Source organism: Citricoccus sp. SGAir0253 (assembly GCF_005877055.1).
Classification (GTDB): Bacteria; Actinomycetota; Actinomycetes; order Actinomycetales; family Micrococcaceae; genus Citricoccus.
Genome location: NZ_CP039424.1, coordinates 964317 through 990053, shown reverse-complemented (window position 1 = coordinate 990053; position 25737 = coordinate 964317). Strand labels below are relative to the sequence as shown.

Genomic DNA, 25737 nt, shown 5'->3' with positions numbered 1-25737 from the left:
CCCCTCCGTCCCCGGCGTTCACTGTGACCCACACCACATCACCGCACCGTGGAGGCCGTCCATGAAGATCGATGCGTTCAACCACGTGCTGCCCCCGGCCTACGCCCAGCGGCTGTTCGCCATCGACGACAGCCCGGTGGCCCGGAACGTCCAGAAGCGGGTGGCGGGCGTGCCTGCCCTGGTGGACATGGACGTCCGGTTGCGGATCATGGACGAGTTCGGGCCCGACTACCGGCAGATCATCAACACGGCCGCACCGCCCCTGGAGGACCTCGGTCCCCGGGACCGGACCACCGAACTGGCGCGGATCGCCAACGAGGGCATGGCGGAGATCGTCGCGGCCCACCCGGACCGCTTCGCCGGCTTCGTCGCGGCGGTCTCGCTGGCCGACGTCGACGCCGCGATCGAGGAGGCCCAGCGGGCCTTCGACGACCTGGGGGCCCACGGGGTCCAGATCTACACCCACTTCCAGGGCGGGCCGATGGACCAGGAGCGGTTCTTCCCCTTCTACCAGGCGGTGGCCGAGCGCGGGAACAAGATCATCCAGGTCCACCCGTGCCGCGATTCCAGCTGGGCGGACTACAAGACCGAGGACCGCTCGAGGTTCGAGATCTGGTGGACGCTGGGCTGGGAGTACGACCTCTCGGCCTTCATGTCCCGGCTCGTGTTCGCCGGCGTCTTCGAGCGACTGCCCGGGATCAAGATCCTCATCCACCACGGCGGGGCGATGATCCCGCACTTCGCCGGACGCGTGGGTCCCGGCTGGGACCAGCTGGGCGCGCGGACCCCGGAGGACCAGCAGGAGGACATCACCGGCTACCCCCTGACGCGCCGTCCCCTGGACTACTTCAAGGAGTTCTACGTGGACACCGCCTACTTCGGGGCCGGTGACCCGATGCGGACGGCGATCAGGTTCTTCGGGGTGGACCACACCCTGTTCGCCTCGGACTCCCCCTTCGACCCCGAGAAGGGTCCCGGGTACATCCGCTCGACCATCGCGAACCTCGAGGAGATGGACATCCTCGAGGACGCCGACCGCGAGGCCATCTACCACGGCAACGTCGCCCGGCTGCTCGGCCTGCCGGACTGAGGACCACCCGGGGACCGCCCTATCCCCGGGGCGTCCCCACCGCACGCATCACCCACCCCGGCACCGAATCGAGGCCCATCATGAACACCCGCAGACCCCGCTGGCTCGCCCTGCTGGTCACCGCCGTCCTGGCCCTGTTCGCCCTGGCCGCCTGCGGCGGCGGGGGCGGCAGCGGAGGGGGCGGAGGCGGCGACGCCAGCCCCGGTGGGGAGACCAGCCCGAGCGGGGAGACCGGCACGGCCGGCGGTGGCGAGGCCACCGGAGAGCCGGAGAAGACCGACCTCACCGTGGCCATCAACCCCTCGACCCAGTTCGCCCCGTTCTTCTACGGCATCCAGGAGGGCATCTTCGAGGAGCACGGACTGGAGCTGGAGGTCGTCCCCCAGACGGACATCGCCGCGATCATCTCCGGCATCGCCTCGGGGACCTACGACTTCGGCTTCGCCACCGTGGTCCACGTGGTGACGGCCAACGCCAATGGCGTGCCCATCCGCACCGTGTCCACCATCGAGGGGCAGATCCAGGAGGACGACGAGGGCACCACCACCATCGCCTCGGCGGAGTCCGGGATCACCGAGATCGCCGAGCTGGAGGGCAAGCGCGTGGCCACGGTGGGCCTGTCCTCGCACAACACCCTGACCCTGCGGGCCCTGGCCGACCAGGCCGGGATCGACCCCCGCTCGATCGAGCTCGTCCAGCTGCCGTTCCCGCAGATGCCGGCGGCACTGGAGGCCGGAGACGTGGACGCCGCCGTGCTGCAGTGGCCCTTCGCCGGCCAGGCCCTCGAGGCCGGCGGCAAGACCCTGGCCTACAACAACCGGGCGCTGTACGCGAACACGGCCACCACCTTCTTCAACACCTCCCAGCAGTTCATCGACCAGAACCCGAACACCGTGGCCGCCTTCAACGCCGCGATGGTCGAGTCCATCGAGGCCGCCAACGAGGATCCGGAGGCGGCCAACATGTCCCTGGTCGAGGGGCTGGACTTCAGCGAGCAGCAGGCCGAGAACGCCCGGTGGAACGTGGGCGGCAAGCCGCCCGTGAACATGGACGCCTTCGAGAAGACGGTCGAGAGCCTGGTCAAGTACAGCGACGACCCGACCGTCCAGGACAAGGTACAGGACCTCGACCTGGAGACGCTCGTCTGGCCGGGCGCCCTCGAGCAGTGACCGCCACCATGCGCCCCCGTCAGCCGTACGACGCGGCGGCGCCCGGCCGTGGGGGCGACGACGGCCCCGGCACCCCGCACGGGGTGCCGGGGCCCGCCCCCGCGCGCTCCGCCCGCTCCGCCGGACGGTCCGGACGGACGCGGCGACCGGGGCGCTCCTCCGGGACCAGCCGGTGGATGTCCTGGGGCCTACCGGTGCTGAGCGTCGCGGTGGTCCTGGGGCTGTGGCAACTGGTCACCGCCTCCGGGATGGTCGGCCGCTCGGACTTCCCCACGATGACGGACTCGATGGCCGCCCTGGCCTCGGAACTCGGCGACGACCGGTTGTGGGACTCGGTCGGGGCCACCCTCGTGGCCTGGGCGCTGGGCATGGCCGTCACCGTCGCCCTGGGCCTGGTGGTGGGCACCCTGCTCGGGGTGAACGACTTCGCCCGGCTCAGCACCTCGCAGGTCATCGAGATCTTCAAGGCCATCCCGGCGATCGCCATCCTGCCGCTGGTGATCCTCGTCGTGGGCTCCACCCTGCCGATGAAGGTGTTCCTGATCTTCTTCGCGGCCTTCTGGCCCTTCACCATCCAGGTGATCTACGGCGTGCGCGCCATCGACCCGCTGGTCCGGGACACCGCCCGCACCCTGGGCGTCCGGGGCGTCCGCCGCTTCCTGGCCGTCAGCATCCCGAGCGCCTCGCCGTTCATCGTCACCGGCATGCGGATCGCCTCGGCGCAGGCCCTGATCCTGGCCATCGTGGCCGAGATCGTCGGGGGCGCGGACGGGATCGGCCGGCAGATCCTGCTGGCGCAGAACGTCGGCTTCGAGGCCTATCCCCGGATGTACGCGTACATCCTGGTGGCCGGCCTGCTCGGCCTGGTCCTCACCGGCGCGTTCTTCCTCATGGAGCGCAGGCTCATGCACTGGCACGAGTCCCAGCGCGGCATCCGGCAGTCCGGGGCGGGTGGGGCCTGATGAGTCGCGTCACCGGCGCCTACATCCCCTCCCCGGCACGGGGGCGGTCCCCGGGCCGGGCCCGGACCGGCTGGCGCAGCGCGGCCGCCATGGCCTGGCTGCCCGTGCTCCTCCTGGTGGCCTGGTGGTTCGCCAGCGAGAACAGCACCTCCCCGTTCTTCCCGCCGCTGTCCGCCATCGTCGAGGAGACGTGGAACCAGTGGATCAGGTACGGGGCCTGGGTCAACGCCGTCACCAGCCTGCGGAACCTCTTCCTGGGCTACCTGGCCGGCACCCTGGTCGGGATCGTGGCCGGGTCCCTGATGTGGCGGTGGCGGGCCGTCCGCACGGCCTCGAACCCGATCATCTACTTCCTCTACGTCCTCCCCTCCCCCGCGCTGCTGCCGGCCATGATCGCCCTGTTCGGCATCGGGGACGTCCGGCAGATCGCCCTGATCACCCTCGGCTCGATCTGGCCCACCCTGCTGAACACCCTCGACGGCATGCGCGGCGTGGACGCGGTGAAGTTCGACACGGCCCGGGCGCTGCGCCTGGGCGGCTGGCGCAGCTACTTCCAGCTGGTGCTGCCGGGCGCCTCGCCGCAGATCGTCGCCGGCCTGCGGGCCAGCCTGACGGTGGCCATCATCCTCATGGTCGTCAGCGAGATGGTGGCCGCACGCTCCGGGATCGGGTACTTCATCCTCCAGGCCCAGGCCGAGTTCGCCATCCTCAAGATGTGGACCGGGATCCTCGTCCTGGCGCTGATCGGGACGCTGCTCAACTACCTCTTCGTCGCGATCGAGCGCCGGGTCCTCCGGTGGCACTACCGCTCGCGCGCGCTGGCCTCGTGACCCCCGGCCCCGTGAAAGGACACGACATGTCGTCGACCACCAGTGACCACCCGGTCCCCGCCGCCGCAGGCGCCGCACCCCCGGGCCCCATCCTGGAGGTCCGGGGCATCCAGAAGACGTTCAACGCCGGCACCGACCACGAGGTCACGGCGATCCGGGACATCTCCTTCACCGTGGAGAAGGGCGAGTTCGTCTGCGTCGTGGGGCCCAGCGGCGCCGGCAAGACCACCCTGCTGCGGGCGATCGCCGGTCTCGCGGCGCCCTCGCGCGGGTCCACGGTGTTCGAGGGCCAGGTGCTCTCGGACGTCCCCCAGAAGCTCGGCCTGGTCTTCCAGGACTACGGCCGCTCGCTCTACCCGTGGTTCACCAACGGCCGGAACGTCGCCCTGCCGCTCGCCGCCCGCGGGGTGCCCAAGGCCGCGCGCGCGACGCGCGTGGCCGAGGTGCTGGCCGCCGTCGGACTCGGTCACGTGGAGCGCCAGTATCCCTGGGAGCTGTCCGGCGGCATGCAGCAGCGCGTGGCGATCGCGCGCGCCCTGTCCTACCGCCCCGAGCTGCTGCTCATGGACGAGCCGTTCGCCTCGGTGGACGCCCAGACGCGCTTCGACCTCGAGGACCTCATCCTGCGCGTCCGGCGGGACCTGGGCGTGACGGTGGTCCTCGTGACCCATGACATCGACGAGGCCATCTACCTCAGCGACCGGATCGTCGTGCTCTCGGCCAGCCCGAGCGTGGTCCGGGAGATCGTCGACGTCCCGCTCGGTCCCGAGCGGACCCAGTCCGAGACCCGGGCCAGCACGGCGTTCGTCGAGCTGCGGCAGCACCTGCTGGCCCTCGTGATGCCCAAGGGAGAGCGCCCATGACCACCGCCGACCAGACGACCCTCGACCACCGGCTCGGCCTGTTCATCGACGGCCGGGACGTCCCGCGCGCGGAGGTCATCACCGTGTCCAACCCCGCCCGGACCGCCGAGACCGTCGGCACCGTGGCCGTCGGGACGGCGGCGGACGTGGACGCGGCCGTCGCCGCCGCCGAGCGCGCCCAGCCGGGCTGGGAGGCCACGCCCGTGGAGGAGCGGCTGGCCCTCTTCGCCGAGATCGCGGACCGGATCGACGCGGTCGCCGAGGACCTGGCCGACCTCACCGCGCGGGAGAACGGCAGTGCCCGGGCGATCATCCGGCGCGAGCTCCAGGGGGCCGCCGGGGCCTGGCGCGCGGTCGGCACCTACCTCGCCGAACGGCTCGCCCCGGAGGAGCACCACGGCGACGCCGGCGAGCGGGTGCGCGTGGAGCGTCGCCCCTTCGGCGTGGTCGGGTGCATCGTCCCGTGGAACGCGCCCCTGCTGCTGACCGCCAACAAGATCGCCCCGGCGCTGGCCGCCGGCAACGCCATCGTGCTCAAGCCCTCCCCCCTGGCGCCGCTGGGCGCCAGCACCATCGGGCGCATCGCCGCCGGGGTGCTGCCGGCCGGCGTCGTCAACGTGCTCAACGGCGGCGGGGAGACCGGGGCCGCCCTGGTCGGGCACCCGCGGGTCCGCAAGGTCTCCTTCACCGGCGGCGGCGAGACCGCCCACCACATCCTGCGCCAGGCCGCCGCCAACCTCACGGGGGTGCACCTCGAGCTCGGCGGCAACGACCCGGCGCTCGTCCTCGACGACGCCGACCTCCCCGGCGCCGCGGACGGGATCGTGGCCTCGGCCTTCCGGCGGGCCGGCCAGGTGTGCTTCGCCGCCAAGCGGGTCTACGTCCCGCGCCGGCTCGCCGAGGAGTTCCGGGCCCGGCTGGTGGAGAGCGTGGACCGCATCGCCGTCGGGGATCCCCTGGACCCACGGGCCGGGATGGGGCCGCTGAACAACGCCGGCCAGCTGGAGAAGGTGGCCGCGCTCGTGGCGGGGGCCCGCGAGGCCGGCCGGGACGTGCGGGAACTCGGCACGGTGCTGGACCCGGAGGGCTGGTCCGGCGGCCACTTCCACCGCCCCACGCTCGTCCTGGACGCCGAGCACGGCGACGAGCTGGTGCGCCAGGAGCAGTTCGGCCCCGTCCTGCCCGTCGTCGCCTACGACGACCTGGACGAGGCGGTCCGGATGGCCAACGACACGGAGTACGGCCTGTGCTCCTCCGTGTGGACGGCCGACCCGGACCGCGCCCAGCAGGTCTCCTCGCGGATCGAGGCGGGCATGACGATCGTCAACAGCCACCTGTTCTCCCCCACCGGCACCGCCCGGATCCCGTTCGGCGGCTGGAAGCGCAGCGGCATCGGCTGGGAGGGCTCGCCCCACGGGATCGAGGAGTACCTGCAGTTCCACTCCACCGACTTCCAGGGGCACCGTGGCCCCGCCCGCTGAGGAGGATCCGCCCGCCGCGGGGGCTCCGCCCGCGGAGGAGGCCACGGCGGCCCGGCTCCTCGTGGAGGCGTTGCGCGAGGCGGGGGTGCGCTACGCCTTCGCCAACCTCGGCAGCGACCACCCGGCCCTCATCGAGGCGCTGGCCGAGGACCGCGAGCGCGGCGAGGACGCCCCGCGGGTGGTCCTGTGCCCCCACGAGGCCACGGCGCTGGGCGCCGCGCACGGCTACTCGGCCGCCACCGGGGAGCCCACGGCGGTGCTGGTGCACACGGACGTGGGGACGGCGAACCTGGGCGGCATGGTGCACAACGCCCACCGGTCCCGGGTCCCGGTGCTCGTGTTCGCCGGGCTGACGCCCTACACGCTGGAGGGGGAACTGCCCGGCAGCCGGACCACCCACGTCAACCACCTGCAGGACGTGCCCGACCAGCACGCCCTCGTGCGCCAGTACGTCAAGTGGAGCTATGACCTGCGGACCGCCCGCAATGTCCCCCAGGTGGTCCGCCGGGGCCTGCAGCTCGCCCTCAGCGCCCCGCGCGGGCCGGTGTACCTCACGGCGGCACGGGAGGTGCTCGCCGAGACCGCGCCGCGGCCGGACACCACGGCCCACGGGGACTGGCCGCCCCTCGCCCCGTGCCCGGCCCCGCCGGGCACGGTGGAGGCCCTGGCCGAGGCCGTGGACGCCGCCCGGTCGGCCGTCGTCGTGACCTCGTACGCGGGCCGGGACCGGGACGCCGTCGGGGCACTGGCGGAGGCCGCCGAGCGGCTGGGCCTGGCGGTGGTGGAGCCGTACGCCGAGCACGTGTCCCTGCCGGCCGACCATCCCCTGCACGCCGGGGACGATCCGCGGCCGCTCGTGGCGGAGGCGGACGTCATCATCGCGCTGCAGACGGATGCCCCGTGGCTGCACACCGCGGTCTCGCCGCGGCCCGGGGCCACGGTGGCCGTGGTCAACGAGGACCCGCTGCAGGAGTCCATCCCCCTCTGGTACTACCCGGCCACGCACGTGGTGCGCGCCGACGCCGCCACGTTCCTGCGCCAGCTCCTCGCCGCGGCCGCCGCGCTCCACTCGGGACGGGGGCCGGACCCGGACCGACGGGCGGAGCGCGTCGAGGCCGCCGAGCGCCTCCATGGGCAGACCCGGGAGGAGTGGCGGCGGCAGCTGCGCGAGGACCGCTCCGGGGAGCGCCTGACGGCGGCCACGGTGGCCGGCGCCCTGGCCGAGCTGTTGCCGCCGGAGGCCGTGGTCATCAACGAGGCCATCACGGAGGCGCCCGCGGTCTGGCGGCACCTGCCCCGGACGCGGGCGGGCACGCTGTTCGGCAACCGGGGCACCTCGCTGGGCTGGTTCGGCGGCGGCGCCCTCGGGGTGAGGCTGGCCGCCGGCGATCGCCCGGTGGTCGCGGTGGTGGGTGACGGCACGTACCTGCTGGGCGAGCCGGCATCCGCCGCGTGGGTGGCCGGTCGCTACGGGCTGCCCACGCTGACCGTGGTGCTGGACAACGGCGGGTGGCGCGCGACCCAGCGCAACCTCGTCCGCCAGCATCCCGGCGGGGTGGCCGACGCCACGGACCGGGCCTTCGTGAACCTGGGGCAGACCGCCGACCTGCCCGGGATCGCCTCGGCCGCGGGCGGCGCCTGGGGTGCCACCGTGGCTCGGCACGCCGACCTGGAGCCGGCCCTGCGCCGGGGGCTGGAGGCCGTGGCCGGCGGGCGGGCCGCCGTCGTGGCCGTCCGGCTGCCGCCCATCTCCCGGCAGGCGCCGGACGCGCTGCGCTGACCGGCATGGGCCGGCCCACGGGGGCCCGGTGCGCGGCGCGCGCGGGGTCAGGCGGGCAGTTCCACGCCCTCCCAGCGCGGCCCGTAGGCCACCACGTGGGCGGCGCGCAGCTCGTCCTGGCCCGCCCCGTCCTCGTCGGAGAAGTCGGTGAGGATCGTCCCGGCCTCGGCGTCCGCGCGGACCCCGGCGCCCCCGCTCGTCCCGGCACCCTGCGCCCGCACGAGCTCGAGGTCCAGCCACGAGGCGTCCGGGTCGTCCGGCCAGCCGGCGAGGGCCTCGGCCATCCCCCGGCCCCACTCCACCACGGTCACCGAGCGGTCGGCGGTGGCGTCCAGGTCCAGGTCCAGCAACTCCCCGGCGGAGCCCAGGCGGTAGGCGTCCACGTGCACCAGGTCCGGGCCCTCGGCGAGGGCGGGGTGGATGCGGGAGAGCACGAACGTCGGGGAGATGATGCCCTCGCGCACGCCCAGGCCCGCGCCGAGCCCCTGCGTGAACGTCGTCTTGCCGGCGCCGAGCTCCCCGGTCAGGATGAGCACGTCGCCGGCCCGCAGCACCCCCGCCAGCCGCCGGGCCCACCCCTGGGTGGCCGCGGCGCCGTCGAGGGTCACCTCGAGCCGGGCCACCGGCTCGGGCGCCGGCACGTGCACGGGCCTCACCGGCTCTCCCCCGTGGGCGCGCCGGCGGCGTTGCCCGGGTCCGTGTCCACGTGGATGCGCGGCACGCGCGCCCCGATCCGGGTGACCACCTCGTAGTTGATCGTCCCGGCGGCCGCGGCCCACTCGTCGGCGGCGATCCCGGAGGCCGGCCCGAACAGCTCCACGGAGGAGCCCACGGGGGCCACGGCCCCGTCCTCGGTGTGCAGGTCCACCACGAACTGGTCCATGGCGATCCGCCCGGCCACCTCGTAGCGGCGCCCGTCGATCGCCACGGGCGCGGCCACCGCGGTGCGCGGCACGCCGTCGCCGTAGCCCAGCGGCACGAGGGCCAGCCGGGTGGGGGCGCTCGTGTGGTACCGGTAGCCGTAGGAGACGCCCTGCCCGGCCTCGACCGCCTTGTTGTTGGCCACCGTGGTGGTGACGCTCATGGCCGGGCGCAGCCCGAAGTCCGCGGCGGCCCGGCCGGTGAACGGGGAGAGCCCGTAGATGCCCAGGCCGGCGCGCACCAGGTCCAGGTGGGCATCCGGGCGGCTGAGGATGCCGGGGGTGTTGGCGATGTGCCGGACCTCGGGGTTCAGCCCGGCGGCGCGCGCGGCCTCCACGGCGGCGTGGAAGTGCTCGAGCTGCTCGTCGGTCTCGCCGCCGCGCTCCTCCTCGTCCGCCACGGCCAGGTGGGAGAAGATGCCGATGACGTGGATCAGCCCGGCCTCCTGCAGCTCGTGGGCGCGCCGGACCACGTGGGGCCAGTCGGCGAGCGTGGCGCCGTTGCGGCCCAGTCCGGTGTCCACCTTGAGGTGCACCTGGGCGGGGCGCTCGAGGCGCTGGGCGGCCTCGGCGATCGGCTCGAGCTCCCAGCCGGAGACGCCGAGGTCCACGTTCTCCTCGATCGCCCGCCCGAACGGGGTGGCGCGGGTGTGCAGCCAGGCCAGGAGGGGAGCGCTGATCCCGGCCTCGCGCAGCTCGAGCGCCTCGGCCACGTGCGCGGTGCCCAGCCACGTGGCGCCGGCCTCCACGGCCGCGCGGGCCACGGGCACGGCCCCGTGCCCGTAGCCGTCGGCCTTGACCACGGCCATGAGGGCGGCGGGCTGGACCCAGGAGCGCAGCGTGGCCACGTTGTGCCGGATGGCCGCGAGGTCCACGACGGCGGCGCGCTCCGCCGGCAGGGACGGTCCCGCCGGGCGGTGGTCGGGACGGGAGTGGTGGCGGCCGCCGGGGACGGCGGCGCGGCGGCCGTCCGGGCCGCCGGCGGGGTGCCGGGCGGGGTCGTGGTGGGCGGCGGCGAGGGCGTCACTGACGGAAGACATGATGCGTTCCATTGTTCCACCCGCACCGCCGCGCCACGCGGCAGCGCGGCCTACGGGTTGCTGAGCAGCACCATGGCGAGGACGCCGAGCACGCAGACCACCAGGGCGATCGCGGCGACCTGGAGTCCGGTGGTGGCGGAGCCGTTCCGGGCGTAGCGCGAACGGTAACGGAGATGGGGGGTGTGCTGGGTCATGAGACGGCTCCAGGGGGACGGTGCGGGAGACGGCGCGCGGGGATGCGGCGCCGCCGGGAGGCGGTCGGGGCGTCGGGGATGACGCCGGACCGGTCATTAGTAAGTATACGAATAAAACCTTGTCAGACAAGGTATTTCATCACGATCAGGTAACCGTTACGTGCCCTGCGCGGACCCGGGGGCCGCGCCCCCGTGGCGGACGGGTGTGCCCCCCCGTTCCGGATCCGGCGCGGCCTCCGTAGCTTCGGGACCATGAAGGGCATCATCCTGGCCGGGGGCACCGGTTCGCGCCTGCATCCGATCACCCTGGGCGTGAGCAAGCAGCTGGTCCCCGTCTACGACAAGCCGATGATCTACTACCCGCTCTCCACGCTGATCCTCGCGGGCATCCGGGACATCCTCGTCATCACCACCCCGCACGACGCCGAGGCCTTCCACCGCCTGCTCGGGGACGGCTCCCGCTTCGGGGTGAACCTCGGCTACACGGTCCAGCCCTCCCCGGACGGGCTGGCCCAGGCCTTCCTCCTCGGCGAGGAGCACATCGGCCAGGACACCGTGGCCCTGGTCCTGGGGGACAACCTCTTCTACGGCGCCGGCATGGGCGACCAGCTCCAGCGCTTCCAGGACATCGAGGGCGGGGCCGTCTTCGGCTACTGAGTGAAGAACCCCCACGCCTACGGCGTGGGGGAGTTCGACGACGACGGCCGCGTCCTGTCCCTGGAGGAGAAGCCGGCCGAGCCCCGGAGCAACTACGCCGTGCCCGGGCTGTACTTCTACGACAACGACGTCATCGAGATCGCCCGGGGGCTGGAGCCCTCCGCCCGCGGCGAGCTGGAGATCACGGACGTCAACCGCACCTACCTGGAGCAGGGCCGGCTGCAGGTCTCCATCCTGCCCCGCGGCACCGCGTGGCTGGACACCGGGACCTTCGAGGACCTCATCGACGCCTCGGACTTCATCCGCACCCTCGAGAAGCGCCAGGGCCTGAAGGTCTCCGCCCCCGAGGAGGTCGCCTGGCGCCGAGGCTTCCTCTCCGACGACGACCTGCGCCGCGTGGCCGAGCCCCTGGTCAAGAGCGGCTACGGCGCCTACCTGCTCGACCTGCTGGAGCGGGAGTCGAAGGTGCCGGAGCTGCGGCTCCGCGCGGCGTCCTGAGTGATCTCCTGAGCGGCCGCCCGATGCCAGCGGCCGCCTTCCGCTGCCCTGGATGCGGAGGCCGGCTCACGTGATGACACCTGCTGCGACCACGTGGTCCGCCGGAGATTCCCACCACCTCTACTCATGAGGGACGTCCCACGTCAGGCGGCAAATGAGTGAGAGGTGGACGAGTATCGCTTTCGCGTTTCCGAAGCTGCCATTGCTCCTAGGTTCTTCGCCAAGAAGGCACTTCTGGACTACCGGAGCATGAGGAAGAACCATGGTCAACATCAACGGCATGGTGACGAACCGACGGGCGGCGCTCTTCGCCATGGCCGCCGCCGTCACGTCCCTGGGCGCGAATCTCCAGCCGAGCGCCGGCGACGTGGACGACGAGCAGATCGCCACGAAGATCCAAGACGAACGCACCAAGACGCGGTCTGCTTTGAACGAGGTCAGCGCGGAAGTCACGCCCGCCGTTTACAGGGCCACTGAAGGGGACCAAACAGTGGCTTTGCAGGCATTCCTCGATGATTTGCCAGTAGGCCGGGATGTCGAAATTCGTGGCATTGTGGACTTCACCACCGTCACCATCAATCGAGCTAACATCCGCCTGCGCCTTGCCCCCGGGGCAGTCCTAAATAAAATCGACGCCGGCAGCGACGGCATCACCATAAACGCGGCAAATGTCACCATTGAGGGCGGCAAAATCAAAGGCCCCGCTGCTTGGAACGGAAGAAACACTTCCTGGACCTACGCGATGGTCCATGTCAAGGAGACTACTGCCAATAACGCCACCATCCGGGGTGTCACCCTGGAGAACATCCATAAGGTAGGCATCGGAGTTCGAGCCGACGCGGTCAATATCACCGACTGCCGGATCGTCGGCAACTACCCCGCCGCCCAGTGGACTGGCGTGGAAACCGCGCACCTAGGTATCGCACTCGATCCCACCGCGCAAGGCATGGGCGGCGCGGGCATCGTCTCCAACAACCACATCAGCGGGTGCGTCCAGGGACTTTCAGTAGCAAACTATGGTTCCGGGAGGGGCACTGGATACACCATCACTGGGAACAGTTTCTATGGCTGCTACAACCACGGCATCTACTCCCAGAGTGGCGTTGGAAACGTCATCAGCGGCAATGCGTTCTCTAAATGCCAAGTGCCCGTGGTGATCACGGGCGCAGCCCACGTGATCTCCGGCAACACCCTCTATACGACAGGCACGGGGGGAAGCTTCGACATGACAGGTCTTAGCATTCGCGACGCCGTGGGATGCGTCGTGGAAGGCAACACCATCTTCGGAGACTCGACCGCAACGAACAGCGGTATTGGACTGGACGCGCTCTCTGGAACCGTCGTATCGCGGAACATTATCAAGGGAAATGTTCTCGTCCTCAAAGGCTCCGGCCGGCCGGCCATCAGGGTAGGAGTCGGCGCGAGAGAATGCACGGACAACGTGATTGAAGGCAACCTGTGCGTTGGGGGCGGACAGGCATCTGCCGGAGTTATCCTGCTGACCACCGCGTCTTCAACCTATCTGGGAAGTGACAACATGGTCGTCGGCAATCGAGTATCGGCGGTCCACAAAAACCACGGAATTTATGTGGCTAATCAGATCAACGCGAAAATCAGCGGAAATCTTGTCTCTAACGGGTATAACGCCTCATCCCTTACCACACTGGTTCAGATCTACCTCGACAGGGTAAGCAGTTCCGCCGTCACCGACAATGAACTCGTCAACCCGGCATCAGCCGGAATAAAGGTCGCGCTACGCGGCGTACAAGAAGACATCAAGAGCACGAATAACGTAATCAGCAACATCGTCAAGCACGACAAAACGAGACTCGCCTCGTCCACGGCGACCGTCAAAGCCAACACCTCGTCAACATCGGTATGCGAGGAGATTGTAGGCAACTATGCAACTGCTCATACCCTTGGACGACTCATCGGCAAGCTTGAAGTGCGTTCGCCCAGCGGGGCCGTACGCGGGTGGGTGCCCGTGTATAGGTCCATTACTTGATGCAGCAGGTCAAGACTCGCTCGACGTCGTCAACGCTACGCAACAGTCCCGAATGCGCACGTCTCGGATAGCTTGATGCTTGAACATCCCTATCGTCGACTCGGGCAACGCGTTGTCGCAGGCCTCGTGACCGATCCAATGAGGCGGCGATGCCCTCAACCACCCAGGAATTAGCGAAGGAGGCGCTACTCCAAAGCGGCCTGCCCTCGCCCTGATGTACCAGCCATCGTGCTCCGATTACGCAGCTATAGAGCCCTCTGGAGCGCGGTGGTGTGCACGCTCCATGGATCCGCTCAGGCCCGCAGTCCCAAGCTGACCCATCAACTGGTACACCCGAGTCCCCGGCCTCTGAAGACAAGGGCGCGGCAGTTGCGCGGTTATCTTCCATCGCCCGTGCATCGCGGTCCTGATGAGGCAAAGCGACTCTCCGACGGACTGGCGGTCCACGGTTCGCGTGGAGATACTCATCGAGTCCGCCCAATGCCAGCCAAGCCACCAGCGGGTCGGTTTGCTCCTGGATCTTCGTCGGCAAGCTGTCTCCTCCCTCCATAGTCACGGCATCCGACCAAGGGTCGGTGCAGGGTCGCCCCGGGCGGAGGGAGAAATTTCAGGAAGACAAGTTGGCAAGCGATTACGCGGCACCACGGAAAGGCTCGTGTCCCGGCATCGGTGTGAGCGCGCAGCACGTTCCGCGACCCCGTTAGTCGCGAAGCTCTCTCAGAATGCACGCCGAATTCAGACGCGTCAGAAAAATCATCCACGCGACTAAGGTCCTAGCGCTAAGGTCTTGCGAACGGCACCAATGAGGGAAGATGCACCGAAAGGTCCGGAAACGACTGCCCGCTTGCCTGCTTCACCGTGAAGCCACGAGGCTGCGGCAACGCGCCGCAATTCATGAGTGACCTCTGGCCGCCGAACTCGCGCAACCGCCGACCCCACGAGTCCCGCGAGACAGTCACCGGATCCGGCGGTGGCCAATTCGGGACCCCCCTCGTTCTGGACGAAGACGGCGCCGTCAGACGAGGCGCATACCGTCGTCGGCCCCTTCAAGAGTACGAGAGCGTCCAGTGAACGAGCGGCAAACCTGGCCGCTGCGACGGGGTCCTTCCGGGCGACCTCCTCGAAGGGCGCAGGCGCGACGGCACTTCCAGGTGCAGCAGACGGCTTCACCAGGCGCTCCGTGAGGCGGACAAGTTCCCCCTGATGGGGAGTCACCACGACAGGGCAGCCGGCCGACCTCAGTCGCTTGAGGTCTCCCAAGGTGACCAGGTCCAGGGCGGAGGCGTCCAGGACGAGCGGTAGGGAGCCTTCAACGCACGTGTCGACAACCTCGGACAGCCGCTTCCCAGCATCCTCGCCCGATCCCAGCCCGGGACCTGCGACCCACGCCCGGGCCTTGCCCTGGGTTCCCTCACCAACGACGACTTCGGGCAAGGAGGAGAGGACGTGGTCGCGCACGGCGGCAGGACCGGCGAACTGCACCATGCCCAGGCCGGAAGCCACGGCCGCCGCGCACACGAGCACTGCGGCACCCGGGTACTGCTCGGAACCGGCGCACACCCCCAGCACGCCGCGGCTGTACTTGTGGGCGTTCCAGACAGGCGGCCCGAAGACGGCGAGCGCCTCCTCGGCCTGCAGGGAGGAGACGTCCGGTTCGCCGAGGTACGGCCCCAGTCCGATGTCCACGAGCTCCACCCGGCCGGCGGCATGCGCCCCGGCGCCGACGAGCAAGCCGGTCTTGAGGGCGCCGAAGGTGACGGTCACGTCCGCGGGGATGACGCCCCGGGCCACGTGGCCCGTGTCCGCGTCCACGCCGGAGGGCAGGTCACACGCGACCACTGCCAGGCCCTCGGGGATGGCCGGGGGGTCCCATCCCCCGCGGGCGCCGGTGCCCAACACCCCGTCGATCAGCAGGGTCGTCCGCGGGGGAACCCGCTCGGCCACCCGGCCGCCGGCCCGCAGCAATGCGATGCGGCCGACCTCGTGCATTCTCTCCCCCATCGGCACGGCCACCGCATCCACGCCCCGGCGCCGCAGGAAGCTCAGCGCCCAGAGGGCGTCCCCGCCGTTGTTCCCGGTGCCCACGAGGGCGGCCACGGTGGATCCGGCGACGGGTCCGCGGGCGCGCAGCTCGCGCAGGACCACGGCCGCCAACCCCCACGCGGCACGACGCATCAACTCCTCGCCCTGTCCGGCCTCGAGCAGGGGCTTCTCCGCGGCCCGGACGGCGGAGCCCGTATAGGCATGGATCATGGCGCCTCTCCCGGTCTGCTGTGGATCAGCCCTCGGCCACGACCATGGCGGTGGCCACGTCACCATCATGGCTCAGGGACAGGTGCCACCTCTTCACGCCCTTGGCGTCCGCCACGTCCGCCACGGTGCCGGTGGCCACCACGTGCGGGGCGCCGGCGGCGTCCACGTCGATCTGGCAGTGCTGCCAGTTCATGCCAGCCGGCGCGCCGAGGGCCTTGGCGATGGCCTCCTTCGCGGCGAAGCGCGCGGCCAGGGAGCGCAGGTTCAGCTGGCGCTCGGCCGGGGTGAACAGTCGCTCGCGCAGCCCGGGGGCCTTGGCGAGCTGCTCCTGGAAGCGGCTGACCTGGACCACGTCCACTCCGATGCCGATGATCATCTGGCCATCCTAGCCACTGCCCCGTCGGGACCGGCCGGCCGTTAGACCCCTGCCGAGGCGCCCGCCTCGAGATAGGCATCGAGTGCCTTCCACTGGTCCCGGGGCGTGAATCCGGTCGCCTCGAGCTTGGAGAGATCGAGGACGGAGTAGAGAGGCCGGGGGGCCGCCGCCGTGCCGGCGAAGTACACGCCCGTGGTCGTGCCGGCAACGTCCGACGCCGGCCGTCCGGCGTGCTCGAAGACCCGCCGGGCGATGTCCGCCCACGATCCAGGCTGCCCGCCGTTGGTCACGTTGTAGGTGCCGTAGGGGGCGCCCGTGGTGCGCAGGTGGATGATGGCGTCCACCAGGTCCTCCGTGAACGTCAGCCGGCCGACCTGGTCGTCCACCACGGTGGGCCTCACCCCGCGCTCGGCCAGGGAGCGCATGGTGCGCACGAAATTCTTCCCCTCCCCGACCACCCAGGAGGTGCGGAGCACGTAGTGCTTGGGCACCACCCCGACGGCGACGTCACCGGCGGCCTTGGACGTGCCGTACGTGTTGACCGGGCACAGGGCATCCGCCTCCGTGTACGGCGCGTCCTTCGTGCCGTCGAAGACGTAGTCGGTGGAGACGTGGAAGAGGGTCACGTTGTGCTGGGCGCACGCCGAGGCGAGGCGGGCGATGCCCTCGGCGTTCGCCGCCCAGGCCGCCCGGGCGCCCTCGGGCGTCTCCGCCTCGTCCACGGCGGTGTAGGCGGCGGCGTTCACCACGGTGGTGACGCCGGTCCAGTCGATGGAGCCGACGGCGGCCGGGTCGGCCAGGTCGAAGCGGTCCCGTCCGAGCAGCTCGACCCCCGGCCGGTCGGCGAGCCGGCGGGCCAGTTCCCGGCCGAGCTGGCCGGTGGATCCCAGGATCAGGGTGGACGCCGGAGCCATGGGGGTCACCGCGGGCAGCCGGGGGTGGGTGCGGTCCTTGGCGGAGACCTCCGCCTCCTCCAGGGCGATGGGCCAGTCGATGGCCACGGTCTCGTCCGCGAGGTTGAGGAACGTGGACTTGGCCTGTGCCTCGGCCGACCAGTGGTCGTTGACGAGGTAGGTGTAGGCCGTGTCCTCCTCCAGGCTCTGGAAGGCGTTGCCCACGCCGCGGGGGACGAAGATCGCGACGGACGGGTCGATGACCGCCGTGAACACCCGGCCGAAGGTGCTGCCTGCCCGCAGGTCCACCCACGCGCCGAAGACGGAGCCGGTGGCCACGGAGATGTACTTGTCCCAGGGCTCGGCGTGGAAGCCGCGCGTGGTGCCCCGGGCGGCGTTGAAGGAGATGTTGTTCTGCACCGGGCCGAAGTCCGGCAGGCCCAGCTCGGTCATCTTCTGCCGCTGCCAGTTCTCCTTGAACCAGCCCCGGTTGTCCCCGTGGACGGGCAGGTCGAAGAGCGTGAGCCCCGGGATGGGCGTGGCGTGGGCGGCCAGCGGTTTCGCGTACTTCAGGGGTGACGTCTCCGCCGCTGCTTCTGCCATCAGTGTCCCGTCCTGGCGTACTTGGCCTCGGCGGCCGCCTTCTGCGGTCGCCACCACGGCTCATTATCGCGGTACCAGCGCACGGTGGCCTCCAGGCCTGCCCGGAAGTCGGGGTATTGCGGCGCCCAGCCGAGCTCGGTGCGCAGCTTGGTGGAGTCGATGGCATAGCGCAGGTCGTGGCCGGGGCGGTCGGCCACGTGCTCGTAGGCATCGGCCGGCTCGCCCATGATCTCCAGGATGGTCCGGACCACGTCCCGGTTGCTCCGCTCCCCGTCCGCGCCGATGAGGTAGGTCTCCCCCACCGCACCGCGCTCCAGGATGGTCAGCACGGCAGCGGAGTGGTCCTCGGTATGGATCCAGTCCCGGACGTTGAGCCCGCGGCCATAGAGCCGGGGGCGCACGCCGTCGATGACGTTGGTGATCTGGCGCGGGATGAACTTCTCCACGTGCTGGTACGGCCCATAGTTGTTGGAACAGTTGGAGATCGTGGCCCGCAGGCCGAAGGACCGCACCCACGCGCGCACGAGGAGGTCGGATCCCGCCTTCGTGGAGGAGTACGGGCTCGAGGGGTGGTACGGCGTCGTCTCGGTGAAGCGCTCCGGATCGTCTAGCTCGAGGTCCCCGTAGACCTCGTCCGTGGAGACGTGGTGGAATCGGGTGCCATGCTTCCGCGCCGCCTCCAGCAGGGTGTACGTCCCCACGATGTTGGTCTCGACGAACGGCCGCGGATTGGCCAGCGAGTTGTCATTGTGGGACTCCGCGGCGAAGTGCACGATGGCATCCGCCACGGCCACGAGGTCGTTGACGAGCGACGCGTCGCAGATGTCCCCCCGCACGAAGCAGACGCGATCCGGCGGCAGGTCCGCCAGGGACGCGTAGCTGCCGGCATAGGTCAGCTTGTCCAGGACGACCACGCGGTGCTCGGTGCGCTCCACGAGGAGGTGCACGAAGTTCGATCCGATGAAGCCGGCGCCGCCGGTGACCAAGAGGGTGCTCACGCCGCCACGGTAGCCACGGCCGCACCGCCCCGGATCCGTGTCCCCTACCCCATCGGTACGTACGCGAGCGCGGCCCTTATGGCGGCGTCAGCGCTTGACGCGCTCGATCGGCGACTGCAGCCACTGGGGCGGCGGGGTGTCGCAGCCCGGCGTGAGGAACACCTTCCCGTAGGCGGCCATGGCGTAGACGAAGTCGTACAGGTACCCCCGCTTGCCGCGGACCGGCTGGAACTCGTACATGTGCACGGGTCCGTCCCAGCACCGCTCCACGAGCAGCCTGGATCGCTCGACGTGGTGGTCGAAGGTCAGCGCGCCGAGGCTCCCAGCCCCATGCTCCCGGGCGATGGCGGTCCCGCCCATGGCCTCCCCCTGGGTGGTCGCCGGGTCCGGGGAGAAGCAGACCGCCTCGGTGCCCTGCGGGGCGTTGCTGCACAGCCAGTCGTAGGCCCCCACGGGCACCGAGACGATGAGCAAGTCCGTGACGCCCTGCTGCGCGAGGCGATGTGCCTCCTCCTGCGCCCCGGCCTGCGTCGAGAGCACCAGGAGGGCGTCGACGTGGTCTGCCGAGTCGACCCGCGGGTTGACGGTCAACCAGGCCAGCACTGCGCCGAGGGCCAGCAGGCCCACCACCACCAGCCCGACGCCGCGCAGGACCCAGCGGCGCCACCGGTGGCGCCGCGTGGACCGGTGCAGCCGGCCCCCGCGGCGGGTCGGGTCCTCCGCCGTCCGGTCCGGGCCGCCGTCGGGCATCCCCCGTTCCACGGTCATGCCGGGCCCCTCCGGCGTCAGCGGTCCGCGGACTGGAGGATGACGATGCCGCGGTTCGGCACGGTCACCTTGTCCCCCGCGCTGAAGGTGGCGACGTCGGTGGACGCCTGGGCGGTGTCCACCACGAGCTCCCAGGACCCGGGGAAGGGCTCCCCGGGCAGGGTGTACTCCACCGGCTCCCAGTAGGCGTTGAACAGGACGTAGAAGTCGTGGTCGGTGTCCTGTCCGTCGGGCCGGGTGGACGGCGGCAGGCGGTGGCCGTTGAGGAAGGCGGCGATGGACCGGGCGTGGTAGGACTCCCAGTCCGTCTCGTCCTTCGGCGTCGCGTCCGGCTCCAGCCACACGATGTCCGGCAACTCGTCCGGGTTCTCCCGGGACATCGGCCGGCCGTCGAAGAACTGGCGCCGCCGGAACACCGGGTGATCGCGGCGCATCCTGATGACCGAGGAGGTGAAGTCGATGAGGTCCTCGTCCGCCTCGTCCCAGTGGACCCAGGACAACTCGTTGTCCTGGCAGTAGACGTTGTTGTTGCCCCGCTGCGTGCGCCCGAGCTCGTCGCCGTGGCAGATCATGGGCACGCCCTGGCTCATCATCAGCGTGGTCAGGAAGTTGCGCTGCTGCTGGGACCGCAGCCTGTTGACCGCGGGGTCCTCGGTCGGCCCCTCCTCGCCGCAGTTCCACGAGCGGTTGTGCGACTCGCCGTCGTTGTTGTCCTCGCCGTTGGCCTCGTTGTGCTTCTCGTTGTAGGACACGAGGTCCCGCAAGGTGAAGCCGTCGTGGGCGGTGACGAAGTTGACCGAGGCGCGGGGGGTGCGGTTGTCGTCCTCGTAGAGGTCCGCGGAGCCCGTGATCCGGGTGGCGAACTCGGCCAGGGTGCCCGGCTCCCCGCGCCAGAAGTCCCGCACGGAGTCCCGGTACTTGCCGTTCCACTCGCTCCACAGGCCCGGGAAGTTGCCCACCTGGTAGCCGGCCCAGCCGACGTCCCAGGGCTCGGCGATGAGCTTGACCTGGCGGAGCACCGGGTCCTGCCGGACGACCTGGAAGAAACCGGACATCATGTCCGGCCCCTGCTCCCCCTCGGTCCGGGTCAGCGTGGTGGCCAGGTCGAAGCGGAACCCGTCCACGTGCATCTCCTCCACCCAGTAGCGGAGGGAGTCCATGACCATCTGCAGAACCATCGGGTTGGACAGGTTCAGGGAGTTGCCGGTCCCCGTGTAGTCCATGTAGTGGCGCTCGTCGCCCTCGACCAGGTGGTAGTAGCTCTTGTTGTCCAGGCCGCGGAAGGACAGGGTGGGCCCCATGTGGTTGCCCTCGGACGTGTGGTTGTAGACCACGTCCAGGATGACCTCCAGTCCGGCGGCGTGGAGGTCCTTGACCATCTGCTTGAACTCGGCGACCTGCTGACCGTGGTCCCCGCCGGAGGAGTAGGTGTTCTGCGGCGCGAAGTACCCCAGGGTGTTGTAGCCCCAGTAGTTGGACAGGCCCTTGTCCTGCAGGTACGAGTCGTTGGTGAACTGGTGCACCGGCATGAGTTCCACCGCGGTGACGCCGAGCCGGGTCAGGTGCTCGATGACCTTCGGGTGCGCGAGGCCGGCGTAGGTCCCGCGCTGTTCCTCCGGAACGTCCGGGTGGAGCTGGGTCATGCCCTTGACGTGGGTCTCGTAGATCACCGTCTCGTTGAACGGGATGCCCGGCCGCTCGTCCTCGCCCCAGTCGAAGGAGTCGTCGATGACGATGCCGAGCATGGTGTGGCCCAGCGAGTCGGTGGTGTCGATCTCGTCGTTGTTCTCGAAGTCGTAGGAGAACTGGTGCTGGCCCCAGTTGAAGTCCCCGGTGATGGCCTTGGCGTAGGGGTCGATGAGGATCTTGGCCGCATTGAACCGCAGGCCGGCGGCCGGGTCCCACGGGCCATGGACGCGGTAACCGTACATCTGGCCGTGGCCGACTCCGGCCACGTGGACGTGCCACGTGTTGCCGGAGTGCTCCGTCAGCTCGAGGCAGGTCTCCTCACCCTGGTCGTCGATGAGGCAGAGGACGACCTTCTCGGCGTCCTGCCCCACGGAGACCGCGAAGTTCGTCCCGTCCTCGTCGGGCGTGGCGCCCAAGGGGTACGGCTCGCCGGCGGCTGTCTCGAACATGTGTCTCCCTGGCTAGTCGATACTCCCGTGACATCCTAGTTCGACTCGAGCGCGAGCCATCGACGACCCGGGACGCAACAGGCCGCCACCCCCGGCTGGAGGTGGCGGCCTAGGCGCCGAGTCGGCGTCAGTCGCCGTTGAACGAGCCGGAGACCGAGGGGCCGTTGATCACGGCCTCGGCGGCACGCAAGGTGTGGAGCCCGTCCTCGAGCGTCACGATCCCCGGCGCGCCGCTGCGGATCGCATCCCGGAAGGCCTCGAGCTCGGTCTTGAGCGGTTCGGGCTTCGGGAAGGCGAAGCGCGTGATGTTCCCCTCCTTCACCCCCCGGAAGTTGGCGAGCGCCTCCCACTCGGTCTCGACGCTGCCGTTCTCATAGAAGGTCAGGTCCGCCGTCAGGGTGTCGGCGACGAAGGCCCCGGCCTCACCGGTGACCGTGGTGACCCGCTCCTTCATCGGGGACAGCCAGTTGACGAGGTGATTGGTGATGACATCGTTCCGGAGACGACCGGTGATCGCGATGAGGTCCTCCCGCCCGTCCCGGACCAGGATCGCGGACTGCGAGTCGATCTCCGCGAATCGATCGCCGCCGAGCCACATGGTCAGGTCGAGGTCATGGGTACCCAGGTCCCGGGCCACCCCCACGTCCGTGATGCGTCCCGGGAAGGGGCCCTGGCGACGCGTCGCGATCTGGTGGATCTTGCCCAGATCCCCCGCATCCAGTCGGCGCTTGAGTTCCTGGAGGGCGGGGTTGAAACGCTCGATGTGGCCCACGGCACCGACCAGGCCGCGGGACGCGAAGGCGTCGACGAGGCGCTGTCCCGAGGCCACGTCCGCGGCGATCGGCTTCTCGATGAAGGCGTGGATGCCCGCCTCCGCCAGCTGCATCCCCACCGGCTCGTGCAGGGCCGTCGGCACGGCGCAGACAGCGGCGTCCACGCCGTGCCCGATGAGTCCCGCGACGTCCGGGTACAAGGGGACCCCGGGAGCCGCGCCGTGGACGTCGCCTCCGGGATCGGAGACCGCCGCCAGTTCGACGCCGTCCAGGTGCTGGAGCACCCGGGCGTGGTGGCGCCCCATCATGCCCAGGCCGATCAATCCCACCCGCATCATGCGGTCACCCCCGCGGAGGCCACAACCGCGACGGCGGTGGCGATGCGCTCCAGGTCAACCGCCTCGAGCGAGGGGTGAACGGGAAGCGAGACGACCTCACGGGCCGCTCGTTCCGTGTGCGGCAGGTCCGCCTCCACCGCGAACGAGTCCAGGCGGTTCACGGGAACGGGGTAGTACACGCCGGCCCCCACCCCGTGCTCATCCCTCAGTGCCGCGACGAAGGAGTCACGGTCCTCGGTGGAGGCACCGTCCAGCCTGATCGTGTACTGGTGGTAGACGTGCCCCGCGCGCGAGTCGACCACCGGGGTCGCCACGCCGTGGACGGACGACAGCGCCTCGTCGAGAACCGCCGCGTTGGCCTGCCGACGAGCCGTCCAGTCGAGCACCTTGGTCAGCTGGACCCGACCGATGGCGGCATGGATGTCCGTCATGCGATTGTTCAGGCCCACGACCTCGTTGCGGTACTGCTTCTCCATGCCCTGGTTCCGCAGGACGCGGATGGACCGGGCAAGCTCCTCGTCGCCGGTGGTGACCATGCCGCCCTCACCCGAGGTCATGTTCTTCGTCGGGTAGAGGCTGAAGGCGGCGAAGGACCCGAACGTCCCGACCCGCCTCCCCTCCCACGTGGACGCATGCGCCTGGGCCGCATCCTCGAGGATCAGCAGGCCCTTCTCCGCGGCGAGCCGGGAGAAGGCGGTCATGTCCGCCGCCTGTCCGTAGAGGTGGACGGGCATGATGGCCCGGGTGTTCGCGGTGACCGCCGCCGCGGCCGCCGCGGGATCGAGGCAGAAGGTGGCGGGATCGATGTCGGCGAAGACCGGGGTCGCCCCGGTGAGGGCCACGGAGTTGGCCGTCGCCGCGAAGGTGAAGGCCGGGACGATCACCTCATCGCCGGCGCCGATACCGGCCGCCAGGAGCCCTAGGTGCAGGGCCGACGTGCCCGAGTTCACGGCGACGCTGTGCACCCCGGGAACCAGGACGTCGCTGAACTCCTGCTCGAAGGCCGCCACCTCGGGACCCTGCGCGACCATGCCCGACGACATGACCCGATCCACCGCCTGACGTTCCTCCGCACCGATCAGTGGCTTCGCCACCGGAATGGTCGCTCCCTCAAAGGCCATGCTCATCCCCCGATTCCAGGTCTCCGTTGTCGTTCTCCACATAGCGTCGCCCGCTCTCCGGACACACCCAGCCCACGCCGTCTGCCTCGAGTCGCCGGCCGGCCTCCCCGACCCACCCGATCCGGCGTGCCGGCACGCCGGCCATGAGGGCGTAGTCGGGCACGTCCTTGGTCACCACGGAGCCTGCCGCGATCATGGACCACCGCCCGATGGTGACCGGCGCGACGCAGACGGCGCGCGCGCCGACCGAGGCCCCACGCCGCAGGGTCACGCCGACGGCCTCCCAGTCCTCGGCGGACTTCTGAGCACCGTCCGGTGCGATCGCGCGAGGGTAGGTGTCATTCGTCAGGACGACTGCGGGGCCGATGAAGACCCCGTCCTCGATCTCGGCCGGCTCGTAGACCAGCGCGTAGTTCTGGATCTTGCTGTCCGCTCCCACGCGGACTCCGGTGCCGATGTAGGCGCCTCGTCCCACGATGGTCCGGGGCCCGACGTCGGCGCCCTCCCGGACCTGGGCGAGGTGCCAGATCTTCGCACCGTCCTGGATCCGGGCGTCATCTGCCACGTCCGCCGTGGCCGCCACGAAGGCGCTGCCCTCAACGCTCACTGCCACCGGTCCAATCCCCCGCCGCGGCCTTGTCCATCGGCCGGCCGATGGTCCGGACCATCACGCCGTCCCAGGCGCTGGCATCCACGATGCTGCGGCCGTCGATGAGCGTTCGGATGCCCGGCAGGTCGGCCGGCGTCCAGTCCTTGTATTCGGCGTGGTCCGCCTGCAGCACGGCCGCGTCCACGGGACCCGTGCCGCGCGCATAGGGAGCGAAGCCGTAACCGGCCAGCTCCTCGTCCGTGTACATCGGATCATGGACGGTCACGTTGGCACCTCGGGACTCCAAGGACGTCACCGCGGCGAAGACGCCGGAGAAGGCGGTCTCCTTCACGCCTCCTCGATACGCAGCCCCCATCACCACGACATGCTGACCTTCGAGGTCCCCATGGACTCCCTCCAGCAGGCCGACCGTGTAGTCCGGCATCCCCGCATTGGCCTCGCGCGCGGAGCGCACGATCGTCGCGGCAGGGTCATTCCACAGGTAGAGGCGGGGATACACCGGGATGCAGTGCCCACCCACGGCGATTCCCGGACGGTGGATGTGCGAGTAGGGCTGCGAGTTCGAGGCCTCGATGACCTTGTAGATGTCGATGTTCTGCTCGGCGGCGAACCGGGCGAACTGGTTCGCCAGGCCGATGTTCACGTCCCGGTAGGTGGTCTCCGCGAGCTTGGCCAGTTCGGAGGCCTCCGCGGAACCGAGATCCCAGACACCGTTGGGCCGCGCGAGGTCTTCGCGCTCGTCGAACTCGAGGACCGACTCGTAGAACGCCCGGGCAGCGTCGGCGCCCGCCTGGCTCAGCCCGCCGATCAGCTTCGGGTACTTGCGAAGGTCCTCGAAGACCCGTCCCGTCAGGACTCGTTCTGGCGAGAAGACGAGATGGAAGTCCTTGCCCTCCTTAAGTCCCGATCCTTCCTCCAGCATCGGTTTCCACCGGTTGCGCGTGGTGCCCACGGGAAGTGTGGTCTCGTAGGACACGAGCGTGCCGGACGTGAGATGCCTAGCCAGTTCCTTCGTGGCAACATCCATCCATTCAAAGTCTGGTCGAGCCTCCTCGTCGACGAAGAGCGGCACGACGAGAACCACAGCGTCGGCCTGCGGGATCGCCTCTGCATACTGTGTCGTCGCACACAGGTTGCCATTCTTCACAACGTGGGCGAGCTTTTCCTGCAGGCGTGCCTCTCCCGGGAAAGGCTCCCGTCCCGTGTTCACCACATCCACGAGACGCTCATTGACATCGACCCCAGTGACCTCATGACCAGCTGATGCGAACTGCACAGCCAGCGGCAGTCCAATCTTCCCCAAAGCAACGACAGCAACTTTCACAGAGTGCCCTCCCTCAACGTTTGACGCTCCACCCATTAGCGCTAGCGACGACC

The 25737-nt window shown here is 70.2% G+C and carries 21 protein-coding genes and 1 pseudogene; 9 read left to right on the top strand and 13 right to left on the bottom strand.

Features of this window, described 5'->3' with window-relative positions:
• Positions 1-61 precede the first annotated feature (61 nt).
• The 7 genes from E7744_RS04555 to E7744_RS04525 all read left to right on the top strand — a co-directional run bounded on the left by E7744_RS04555 (position 62) and on the right by E7744_RS04525 (position 8175).
• On the top strand, positions 62-1090 hold the full coding sequence (locus tag E7744_RS04555; RefSeq protein ID WP_137773107.1) for an amidohydrolase family protein: 1029 nt from the start codon (positions 62-64) through the stop codon (positions 1088-1090).
• An 80-nt stretch (positions 1091-1170) separates the two neighbouring features.
• Positions 1171-2259 (top strand): ABC transporter substrate-binding protein, encoded by a 1089-nt coding sequence (locus E7744_RS04550; protein WP_137773106.1) that lies wholly within the window; start codon positions 1171-1173, stop codon positions 2257-2259.
• Positions 2256-3221, top strand: a complete 966-nt coding sequence (locus E7744_RS04545; protein ID WP_137773105.1) for an ABC transporter permease — start codon at positions 2256-2258, stop codon at positions 3219-3221. The genes E7744_RS04550 and E7744_RS04545 overlap by 4 nt, the downstream gene beginning before the upstream one ends.
• Positions 3221-4051 (top strand): ABC transporter permease, encoded by an 831-nt coding sequence (locus tag E7744_RS04540; RefSeq protein ID WP_137773104.1) that lies wholly within the window; start codon positions 3221-3223, stop codon positions 4049-4051. The genes E7744_RS04545 and E7744_RS04540 overlap by 1 nt, the downstream gene beginning before the upstream one ends.
• Before the next feature lie 26 nt (positions 4052-4077).
• Positions 4078-4914 carry an ABC transporter ATP-binding protein gene (locus E7744_RS04535; RefSeq protein WP_137773103.1) on the top strand — a complete coding sequence of 279 codons (837 nt, stop codon included), beginning with the start codon at positions 4078-4080 and terminating at the stop codon, positions 4912-4914.
• The gene (locus E7744_RS04530; protein ID WP_137773102.1) at positions 4911-6395 is read left to right on the top strand and encodes an aldehyde dehydrogenase; all 1485 of its coding nucleotides are present in this window, start codon (positions 4911-4913) and stop codon (positions 6393-6395) included. The genes E7744_RS04535 and E7744_RS04530 overlap by 4 nt, the downstream gene beginning before the upstream one ends.
• Complete coding sequence (locus E7744_RS04525; protein WP_137773101.1) at positions 6379-8175, top strand: thiamine pyrophosphate-requiring protein; 1797 nt, start codon at positions 6379-6381, stop codon at positions 8173-8175. Before E7744_RS04530 ends, E7744_RS04525 begins: the two co-directional genes overlap by 17 nt.
• Before the next feature lie 47 nt (positions 8176-8222).
• Here the strand turns inward: E7744_RS04525 and tsaE are convergent, their stop codons facing one another.
• Genes tsaE through E7744_RS15760 form a run of 3 tightly spaced genes read right to left on the bottom strand, consistent with a single transcriptional unit; the run spans position 8223 to position 10329 of the window.
• Complete coding sequence (gene tsaE, locus E7744_RS04520) at positions 8223-8831, bottom strand: tRNA (adenosine(37)-N6)-threonylcarbamoyltransferase complex ATPase subunit type 1 TsaE (RefSeq protein ID WP_168199756.1); 609 nt, start codon at positions 8829-8831, stop codon at positions 8223-8225.
• A complete protein-coding gene (alr, locus tag E7744_RS04515; RefSeq protein WP_168199755.1) occupies positions 8828-10135 on the bottom strand; it encodes an alanine racemase in 1308 nt (435 codons plus the stop codon). The genes tsaE and alr overlap by 4 nt, the downstream gene beginning before the upstream one ends.
• A gap of 50 nt (positions 10136-10185) precedes the next feature.
• Positions 10186-10329: a hypothetical protein gene (locus tag E7744_RS15760; protein ID WP_168199754.1), complete on the bottom strand. Its 144-nt coding sequence runs from the start codon at positions 10327-10329 to the stop codon at positions 10186-10188.
• Positions 10330-10581: 252 nt separating this feature from the next.
• Between E7744_RS15760 and rfbA the strand changes: the two are divergent.
• Together rfbA and E7744_RS04500 are read left to right on the top strand one after the other, a co-directional pair.
• Positions 10582-11484, top strand: a pseudogene (rfbA, locus tag E7744_RS04505) (glucose-1-phosphate thymidylyltransferase RfbA).
• Between the two features lie 262 nt (positions 11485-11746).
• Entirely contained in the window at positions 11747-13489 is a 1743-nt protein-coding gene (locus E7744_RS04500) for a right-handed parallel beta-helix repeat-containing protein (RefSeq protein ID WP_137773100.1), read from the top strand.
• Positions 13490-14254: 765 nt separating this feature from the next.
• Here E7744_RS04500 and E7744_RS04495 read toward each other — a convergent pair.
• From E7744_RS04495 to E7744_RS04450, 10 genes are all read right to left on the bottom strand, one after another.
• Positions 14255-15742, bottom strand: coding sequence for an NAD(P)H-hydrate dehydratase (locus E7744_RS04495; protein WP_168199753.1), 1488 nt, complete (start codon positions 15740-15742; stop codon positions 14255-14257).
• 25 nt (positions 15743-15767) lie between these two features.
• The gene (locus tag E7744_RS04490) at positions 15768-16118 is read right to left on the bottom strand and encodes a holo-ACP synthase (protein ID WP_137773098.1); all 351 of its coding nucleotides are present in this window, start codon (positions 16116-16118) and stop codon (positions 15768-15770) included.
• 41 nt (positions 16119-16159) lie between these two features.
• Positions 16160-17614: a bifunctional dTDP-4-dehydrorhamnose 3,5-epimerase family protein/NAD(P)-dependent oxidoreductase gene (locus tag E7744_RS04485; RefSeq protein ID WP_137773097.1), complete on the bottom strand. Its 1455-nt coding sequence runs from the start codon at positions 17612-17614 to the stop codon at positions 16160-16162.
• Entirely contained in the window at positions 17614-18612 is a 999-nt protein-coding gene (rfbB, locus tag E7744_RS04480) for a dTDP-glucose 4,6-dehydratase (RefSeq protein WP_137773096.1), read from the bottom strand. The genes E7744_RS04485 and rfbB overlap by 1 nt, the downstream gene beginning before the upstream one ends.
• A gap of 87 nt (positions 18613-18699) precedes the next feature.
• Positions 18700-19380 carry a hypothetical protein gene (locus E7744_RS04475; RefSeq protein WP_137773095.1) on the bottom strand — a complete coding sequence of 227 codons (681 nt, stop codon included), beginning with the start codon at positions 19378-19380 and terminating at the stop codon, positions 18700-18702.
• A 17-nt stretch (positions 19381-19397) separates the two neighbouring features.
• Positions 19398-21518: a glycogen debranching protein GlgX gene (gene glgX, locus E7744_RS04470; protein WP_137773094.1), complete on the bottom strand. Its 2121-nt coding sequence runs from the start codon at positions 21516-21518 to the stop codon at positions 19398-19400.
• Between the two features lie 127 nt (positions 21519-21645).
• Positions 21646-22629 carry a Gfo/Idh/MocA family protein gene (locus E7744_RS04465; protein WP_137773093.1) on the bottom strand — a complete coding sequence of 328 codons (984 nt, stop codon included), beginning with the start codon at positions 22627-22629 and terminating at the stop codon, positions 21646-21648.
• Positions 22626-23750: a DegT/DnrJ/EryC1/StrS aminotransferase family protein gene (locus E7744_RS04460; RefSeq protein ID WP_137774835.1), complete on the bottom strand. Its 1125-nt coding sequence runs from the start codon at positions 23748-23750 to the stop codon at positions 22626-22628. Before E7744_RS04460 ends, E7744_RS04465 begins: the two co-directional genes overlap by 4 nt.
• A complete protein-coding gene (locus tag E7744_RS04455; protein ID WP_210417157.1) occupies positions 23740-24357 on the bottom strand; it encodes an acyltransferase in 618 nt (205 codons plus the stop codon). Before E7744_RS04455 ends, E7744_RS04460 begins: the two co-directional genes overlap by 11 nt.
• On the bottom strand, positions 24347-25684 hold the full coding sequence (locus E7744_RS04450; protein WP_137773091.1) for a nucleotide sugar dehydrogenase: 1338 nt from the start codon (positions 25682-25684) through the stop codon (positions 24347-24349). Before E7744_RS04450 ends, E7744_RS04455 begins: the two co-directional genes overlap by 11 nt.
• Between the last annotated feature and the right edge of the window lie 53 nt (positions 25685-25737).

Coding starts and splice junctions, on each gene's coding strand:
- E7744_RS04555 (WP_137773107.1), top strand. CDS start 62: ATGAAGATCGATGCGTTCAACCACGTGCTGCCCCCGGCCTACGCCCAG.
- E7744_RS04550 (WP_137773106.1), top strand. CDS start 1,171: ATGAACACCCGCAGACCCCGCTGGCTCGCCCTGCTGGTCACCGCCGTC.
- E7744_RS04540 (WP_137773104.1), top strand. CDS start 3,221: ATGAGTCGCGTCACCGGCGCCTACATCCCCTCCCCGGCACGGGGGCGG.
- E7744_RS04535 (WP_137773103.1), top strand. CDS start 4,078: ATGTCGTCGACCACCAGTGACCACCCGGTCCCCGCCGCCGCAGGCGCC.
- E7744_RS04530 (WP_137773102.1), top strand. CDS start 4,911: ATGACCACCGCCGACCAGACGACCCTCGACCACCGGCTCGGCCTGTTC.
- alr (WP_168199755.1), bottom strand. CDS start 10,135: ATGTCTTCCGTCAGTGACGCCCTCGCCGCCGCCCACCACGACCCCGCC.
- E7744_RS15760 (WP_168199754.1), bottom strand. CDS start 10,329: ATGACCCAGCACACCCCCCATCTCCGTTACCGTTCGCGCTACGCCCGG.
- E7744_RS04500 (WP_137773100.1), top strand. CDS start 11,747: ATGGTCAACATCAACGGCATGGTGACGAACCGACGGGCGGCGCTCTTC.
- E7744_RS04495 (WP_168199753.1), bottom strand. CDS start 15,742: ATGATCCATGCCTATACGGGCTCCGCCGTCCGGGCCGCGGAGAAGCCC.
- E7744_RS04490 (WP_137773098.1), bottom strand. CDS start 16,118: ATGATCATCGGCATCGGAGTGGACGTGGTCCAGGTCAGCCGCTTCCAG.
- E7744_RS04485 (WP_137773097.1), bottom strand. CDS start 17,614: ATGGCAGAAGCAGCGGCGGAGACGTCACCCCTGAAGTACGCGAAACCG.
- E7744_RS04475 (WP_137773095.1), bottom strand. CDS start 19,380: ATGACCGTGGAACGGGGGATGCCCGACGGCGGCCCGGACCGGACGGCG.
- glgX (WP_137773094.1), bottom strand. CDS start 21,518: ATGTTCGAGACAGCCGCCGGCGAGCCGTACCCCTTGGGCGCCACGCCC.
- E7744_RS04465 (WP_137773093.1), bottom strand. CDS start 22,629: ATGATGCGGGTGGGATTGATCGGCCTGGGCATGATGGGGCGCCACCAC.
- E7744_RS04460 (WP_137774835.1), bottom strand. CDS start 23,750: ATGGCCTTTGAGGGAGCGACCATTCCGGTGGCGAAGCCACTGATCGGT.